Origin of the sequence: Kitasatospora sp. NPDC057198, assembly GCF_042670125.1 — a bacterium.
GTDB lineage: Bacteria > Actinomycetota > Actinomycetes > Streptomycetales > Streptomycetaceae > Kitasatospora.
On sequence record NZ_JBHUWH010000072.1, the window covers coordinates 1 to 6,058 of the forward strand.

4 protein-coding genes are annotated in these 6,058 nt (G+C 72.5%); 3 read left to right on the plus strand and 1 reads right to left on the minus strand.

The features are described 5' to 3' along the window. Nucleotides 1–50: 50 nt before the first annotated feature. A complete protein-coding gene (locus ACFUEL_RS11780) occupies nt 51–2,198 on the minus strand; it encodes an NPCBM/NEW2 domain-containing protein (protein ID WP_380235952.1) in 2,148 nt (715 codons plus the stop codon). A gap of 309 nt (nt 2,199–2,507) precedes the next feature. On the opposite strand from ACFUEL_RS11780, the gene ACFUEL_RS11785 reads away from it, so the two are divergent. The 3 genes from ACFUEL_RS11785 to ACFUEL_RS11795 all read left to right on the plus strand — a co-directional run. Beyond that, complete coding sequence (locus ACFUEL_RS11785; RefSeq protein ID WP_380235953.1) at nt 2,508–3,317, plus strand: DeoR/GlpR family DNA-binding transcription regulator; 810 nt, start codon at nt 2,508–2,510, stop codon at nt 3,315–3,317. Nucleotides 3,318–3,720: 403 nt separating this feature from the next. Then, nucleotides 3,721–4,785, plus strand: a complete 1,065-nt coding sequence (locus tag ACFUEL_RS11790) for a substrate-binding domain-containing protein (protein ID WP_380235955.1) — start codon at nt 3,721–3,723, stop codon at nt 4,783–4,785. A 168-nt stretch (nt 4,786–4,953) separates the two neighbouring features. Further along, nucleotides 4,954–6,058, plus strand: a 1,105-nt coding sequence (locus ACFUEL_RS11795) for a sugar ABC transporter ATP-binding protein (protein WP_380235956.1), incomplete at its 3' end; no start/stop codon positions are given.

The window sequence follows — 6,058 nt, forward strand, 5'->3', positions numbered from 1 at the left end:
GTGGACGCGTGGTGACGCGTACACCGGGCGCACCGGGAAGGGCACCGGGATCAGGCGCAGGTGAGGACGGGGTCCGCCCAGTCCGCGTGGTCGTAGGTGTTGCCGTCGCCCGCGTCGGTGACCTGGAGGGTCAGCTCGTGGGCGCCGGTGAGCGGGGCGGTCAGGCGGACCGGGGCGTCGCCGCCGATCGCGGTGCCGCTGTGGGCGACCGCCACGCCGTCGGCCAGGACGGTGAAGTCGACGGTGCCGTGTCGGCCGACCTCGTCGTCCACGCCCACGTCGGTGGTCAGCGAAGTGCAGGTGCCACCGAGGTAGTAGGTGACGGTGGAGGGGGCGTGCACACCCAGGCCCTTGGCGTAGGCCGTGCCGCCGATGCTGATCGGGCGGCCGTCACCGGCGGCGTACTCGCCGTTGCTGGTGTCCTTCTCGACCGGGCCCCAGGCGTTGGTGCTGCCGCTCCACGCCAGGTCGGACAGCGCGTGCTCGCCGGCCTTCGGGCCGTCGCCGCAGGCCAGGCGGGCGTCGGCCCAGTCGGCGTGGACGTGGTGGGCGGAGCCGGGGGAGGTGGCGGTCAGACGCAGGTTCTCACCGTCCGTCAGGTCGGCGCTCAGCTTCAGCGGGCCCTGTCCGGCGGTGCGCGGGCCGCTGTCGGCGACCACCGTGCTGTCGCGGTAGATCCGGAAGGTGGCCGCGCTGTCGTCGCCGGCCGCGGTCTCGTCGTCGACGCCGACGCTCACCGTCAGGTTCTTGCAGGTGCGGCCGAGGTAGTAGGTGATGTCCGAGCCGGTGCTGGTGCCCAGGCCCTTCGGGTAGGTGGTGCCGTTCAGCGAGAGGGCGCGGCCGTCACCGGAGGCGCCACCGCCGTTGCTGTGGTCCCGCTCGACCGGGCCGGTGGCGTTCTGCGCCTTGCTCCAGGCCCGGTCGGAGAGCTGGTAGGCACCGGCCGGCAGGTCGGTGGCCTCGCTCGGGGTGAGGCGGAACATCGCGGTGCCGTGCGGAGGCACCTGTGCGGAGACCGCGCCGTCGCGGACGGTGGTGGAGCGGTGCGACCACAGGTCCTTGAGGGTGTACGAGCGGGCGCCGCCGATCCCGGCCGCCTGCGCGGTGGTGGCGACGGTCTGCGCGGTGTCGGTCTCGTTGGTCAGCGTGACGGCGCGCGAGCCGTCGGCGAGCGGCTTGCTCATCACGACCAGCCCGCCCGCGGAGGAGATCACCGTGCCCTGCCGGCCCAGCGGGTCCTGGTCGACGGCGATGACGTCCTTGTTGGTGAGGATCTCCATGGTCGCCGGGGTGGCGGTGCGCAGGTCCGAGCCGATCAGCAGCGGGGAGGCCATCTCGGCCCACAGGCTGAAGTGGGTGCGGTACTCGGTGTCGGTCATGCCGCCGTTGCCGACCTCCAGCATGTCCGGGTCGTTCCAGGCGCCGGGCTGGGCGTACGGGGCGAGGGCCTGGTTGGCGTGCGCGATGCCGAGCATGCTGTTCCAGGAGTCGGAGATGTCGCCGGTGGTGCGCCACGAGTTGCCCACGTCCCGGGCCCAGGTCTGCGGCTGGCTGGAGCCCCATTCGCAGATCGAGTAGAGGATGTCGCGCCCGGTGTTCTTCAGCGCGTCGCCCATCGCCCTGTAGCGCTGCTGCGCGTCGACGCCCTGGTTGTTGCAGTTGTCGTACTTGAGGTAGTCGACGCCCCAGGACGCCCACAGGTTCGCGTCCTGCTGCTCGTGGCCCAGGCCGCCGGGAAAGCCCTTGGTGTCGCAGGTCTTGGTGCCCGCGCTGGAGTACAGGCCGAACTTGAGATCCTTGGAGTGGACGTAGTCGGCGACCGCCTTGATGCCGTGCGGGAAGCGCACCGGGTCGGGCACCAGGTTTCCGGAGGCGTCGCGCTGCGGCAGTGCCCAGCAGTCGTCCAGGTTGACGTAGGTGTAGCCGGCGTCCTTCAGGCCCTTGCTGACGAACAGGTCGGCGATGCCCTTGACCATGTCCTCGTTGAACTCGGCCCGGCAGTGGGTCGAGTTCCAGTTGTTGAAGCCCATCTGCGGGGTGCGGGCCAGCGTGTTCTGCAGGGCCTGGGCGGACGGGGCGGCGGCCACCCCGACGGCCGTGACCCCCAGGGTGGCGAGGGCGCCACCGCCGAACAGCAGGGCCAGCGAGCCCAGCGAGGCGGTGAGGCGTGGTGCGAGTCTGTGCGGTATGAGCGCCATGCGGGCCTCCAGCGGTCGGGACTGTTGCACAGGAGTGAACCGAAATGAACGAAAGCAAACACATGACAGCGGTGTGATGGGCGGCTGTCAAGGGGTTGCGCAGGGCGAGCGTGTCGATCGGGGTGGCCAGAAATCCCCTTGATTGCGGGCAAAGTGACGCTCATGTGCAAGAGGGGCGGTGCGTCTGTGGTCGCGGCGGAAATGTTCATCTCTGTGCGCTTGGCCGGACTGCTCGGCGGAGCCGTTACCGCAGGTCAACGCCGGGGTACGCTGCTGCCGACCGATCGGGCGCGGCGAGGAGGCGGGACCATGGCGGACCAGGGGATGCTGGCGCCGCAGCGGCGCGCGCTGATCGTCGAATCGGCCAAGCGTCACGGCGCGGTCCGGGTGGTGGACCTGGCTGCCGAGCTGGGTGTCTCCGGGATGACCGTGCGGCGCGACCTGGACGCGCTCGCCCGCGAGGGCGTGTTGGAGAAGGTGCACGGCGGGGCGGTGCCGGCCGGGGTGCGGGGCCAGGAGCCCGGGTTCGAGGCGAAGACCGGCCTGGAGTCGGCCGCGAAGGCCGCCATCGCGGACGCCGCCGCGGCGCTGGTGCGGCCGGGCAGCGTGGTCGCACTCTCCGGCGGGACGACCACGCACGCGGTGGCCTCCCGGCTGCTGGAGGTGCCCGACCTGACGGTGGTCACCAACTCGATGGCGGTGGCCCGGGTGCTGGAGGAGGCATCCTGCCACCGGGCCGGTGCGCCGGTGCTGGTGCTCACCGGTGGCACGCCCACTCGCTCCGCCGCCCTGGTGGGACCGGTCGCGGACCGGATGCTCGCCTCCGTCCACGTCGACCTGCTGATCCTCGGCGTGCACGGGGTCAGTGAGCGGGCCGGGCTGACCACGCCCAACATGGCCGAGGCGCAGACCAACCGGGCGCTGATCACCGCCGCCTCGCGGCTGGCCGTGGTCGCCGACCACAGCAAGTGGGGCGTGGTCGGGCTGAGCGGCTTCGCCCGTCTCGACGAGGTCGACTGCTACGTCACCGACGCCGGACTTCCCGACCGGGCCCGGGAGCTGCTGGAGGGCCAGGTCGGCGAGCTCGTGGTGGCTGAAGGCCCCCGCCGCCTTACCTGACGGCCCGCTCCGACCCGGCACCCCGTTCGACGGCCCGGCCTGATCCGGCGCCCTGCTTGCCGTGCTGCCTGCGCCCGGTGCCACCTGTACCCGGTGCTGTCTGTGCCCGGTGCTGACGCCCGGTCAGGCCGGGGGTCCGGGGCGGGTGTTGCGCGCCGGGCGGACCGCCGATCTCCCGGAGATCACGGCGAGGTCTCGATCCGGCCACCTCTCCGGAATCCTTTGACGCGTCTGTTCATTTCGCTGTTCTATTGCGGTCGATCGTGTGAAAGAAAGTGCGATCCAGTGGCGAGGCGAGGTGGCTGCGGCCACCGGATCCGCCCCTCCCCGGCATCGCCTCCCTCCGCCCTTCCCCGGCCGCCCCGTCGTGTGGGCCGACGGCCGCCCCCGCAAGGAGATCCACATGCGCATCGCTTACCGCCGTCGCCGTTCCGCAGCAGCAGCCGCGGCGGCCCTCGCCCTGGCCACCGTGCTCGGCGCGGCCGGCTGCTCGACCGGCAAGTCCGACTCCGGCACGGCCGGCGGCGGCGAGGTCGCCAAGGTGGACGGGAAGATCTCGATCACCTACCTGCAGAAGCAGGGCGACCAGGAGTACTTCGTCGGCGAGGCGGCCGGCGCCAAGGCCAAGGCCGCCGAACTGGGCATCGACCTGAAGGTCGTCAACCTCGGCAGCGACGCCAACAAGACGGTCTCCGAGGTGCAGTCCGCACTCGCCCAGAAGTCCAACGGCCTGATCGTGGTCGTCCCCGACCCGGCGGTCGGCCCGCAGGTGGTGCAGCTGGCCAAGGATGCCAAGGTCGCGCTGCTCACCTCGGACGACCAGATCTGCGCCAACGGCCCCGACCCGGCGTCCTGCCCGAAGGAGCAGCTGGTGCCGCGGATCGGCTTCTCCGGGCAGCAGATGGGCGGCGAGGTCGGCAAGCGCGCCGCCGAGGAGTTCAAGAAGGCCGGCTGGAGCGCGGCCGACACCCGCACCATCGGTGCCTGGAAGCAGGACGTCACGGTCTGCGGCGACCGGGTCAAGGCCGCCCAGCAGGCGTTCGCCGACGGCAGCGGCGCGGACGTGAAGAACATCGACGTCGCCACCGACAACACCCCCACCGGCGCCCAGGACAAGGTCGCCGCCACCGTCACCGCCAACCCGGGCGTCAAGCACTGGGTGGTGTGGGGCTGCAACGACGAGAACGTGCAGGGCGGCGTCACCGCGCTGGCCAACGCCGGCTTCAAGGCCGAGGACGTGGCCGGCGTCGGCCTCGGCGCCTACCTGGCCTGCAAGGACTGGAAGAGCGGGCAGCCCAGCGGCATGAAGGCCGCGCTGTTCATCAACGGCAAGGACGTTGGCGCACTGGCCGTCCAGACCGTGTACGACAAGCTCAAGAACGGCAAGGAGTTCCCCGCCGAGGCGTTCGCGCCGACCCGGATGGTGGACGCCGCCGACTGGCAGGACGCCGGCGTCAGCTGCGGCTGACCCGCCCGAGCCGCCCCCGGCCCGGTGCCCGACTGCCCCCGCCGGGCCGGGGGCCCACCCTCCCTCGCTCCCCTTCCTTCTCCTGCGCGCTTCTCCTGCGCGCTTCTCCTGCGCGCCGCGCTCTCCGCCCGTCCGCCCGTCCGCCCGTCCGCTCCGAGGTGACCCGCCATGACCACCCCACCCGACCACTCCCCGCCACCGCTCCCGCCCGGCACGGCCGGCGTCGTCGCCGTCGGCAAGCGCTTCGGCGCCGTCCGGGCGCTCGGCGGCGTCACCCTCGACTTCCCCGGAGGGCAGGTCACCGCGCTGATGGGCGAGAACGGGGCGGGCAAGTCCACCCTGCTGAAGATCCTCACCGGCGACCACCTGCCCACCGAGGGCCACCTGCACCTGGACGGCCACCGCCTCGACCTGCGCTCCCCGGCCGACGCCCGGGCCGCCGGGATCCGGATCATCCCGCAGGAACCGGAGATCATCCCGCACGTCACCGTCGCCGAGAACGTCTACGCGGGCTCGCTGCCGCGCCGGGCCGGCCGCCGCCTGGACCGGGCCGAGCTGCGCCGCCGCATCCTGGCCGACCTGGAGCGCCTGGGCTTCGCGGGCGTCCTCGACCCCGACCTGCTCGGCTCGCAACTCACCCCCGCGCAGCGCCAGTTGGTGGAGATCCTGCGGGCGCTGACCGGCGAGGCGAAGGTCATCGCGTTCGACGAGCCGACCTCCTCGCTCTCCGAGCAGGAGGTGGAGGCGCTGTTCGCCCTCATCCGGCGCCTGCGCGCCGACGGGGTCGCCGTCGTCTACGTCTCGCACCGGATGCAGGAGATCTTCCAACTGGCCGACCGGATCGCGGTGCTGCGCGACGGCGAGCTGGCCGGTGTCCAGGACGCCGCCGCCACGAACGAGGGCGAGCTGGTGCGGCTGATGGTCGGCCGCGACCTGTCCGCGATGTTCACCCGCGAACGGGTGGCCACCGACCGGGTCGTGCTCGACGTCCGGAACCTGAGCACCGACGACGTGCACGGCATCGACCTGCGGGTGCACGCCGGGGAGGTGGTCGGCCTGGCCGGGCTGATCGGCGCCGGGCGCTCGGAGCTGGCCCTGGCGCTGGCCGGTGACCTGCCGATCCGCTCCGGCACCGCCACCCTCAACGGCGAACCGCTGGGCGGCAGCCCCGGCGCCGCGATCCGGGCCGGACTCGGCCTGGCCCCCGAGGAGCGCAAGGCGCAGGCGCTGTTCCTGCACCGCTCGATCCGCGACAACACCTCGGTGGCCGTGC

Bases quoted from the DNA above. Each gene is read 5' to 3' on its own strand.
- ACFUEL_RS11785 (WP_380235953.1), top strand. From the start codon at position 2,508: ATGGCGGACCAGGGGATGCTGGCGCCGCAGCGGCGCGCGCTGATCGTC.
- ACFUEL_RS11780 (WP_380235952.1), bottom strand. From the start codon at position 2,198: ATGGCGCTCATACCGCACAGACTCGCACCACGCCTCACCGCCTCGCTG.
- ACFUEL_RS11790 (WP_380235955.1), top strand. From the start codon at position 3,721: ATGCGCATCGCTTACCGCCGTCGCCGTTCCGCAGCAGCAGCCGCGGCG.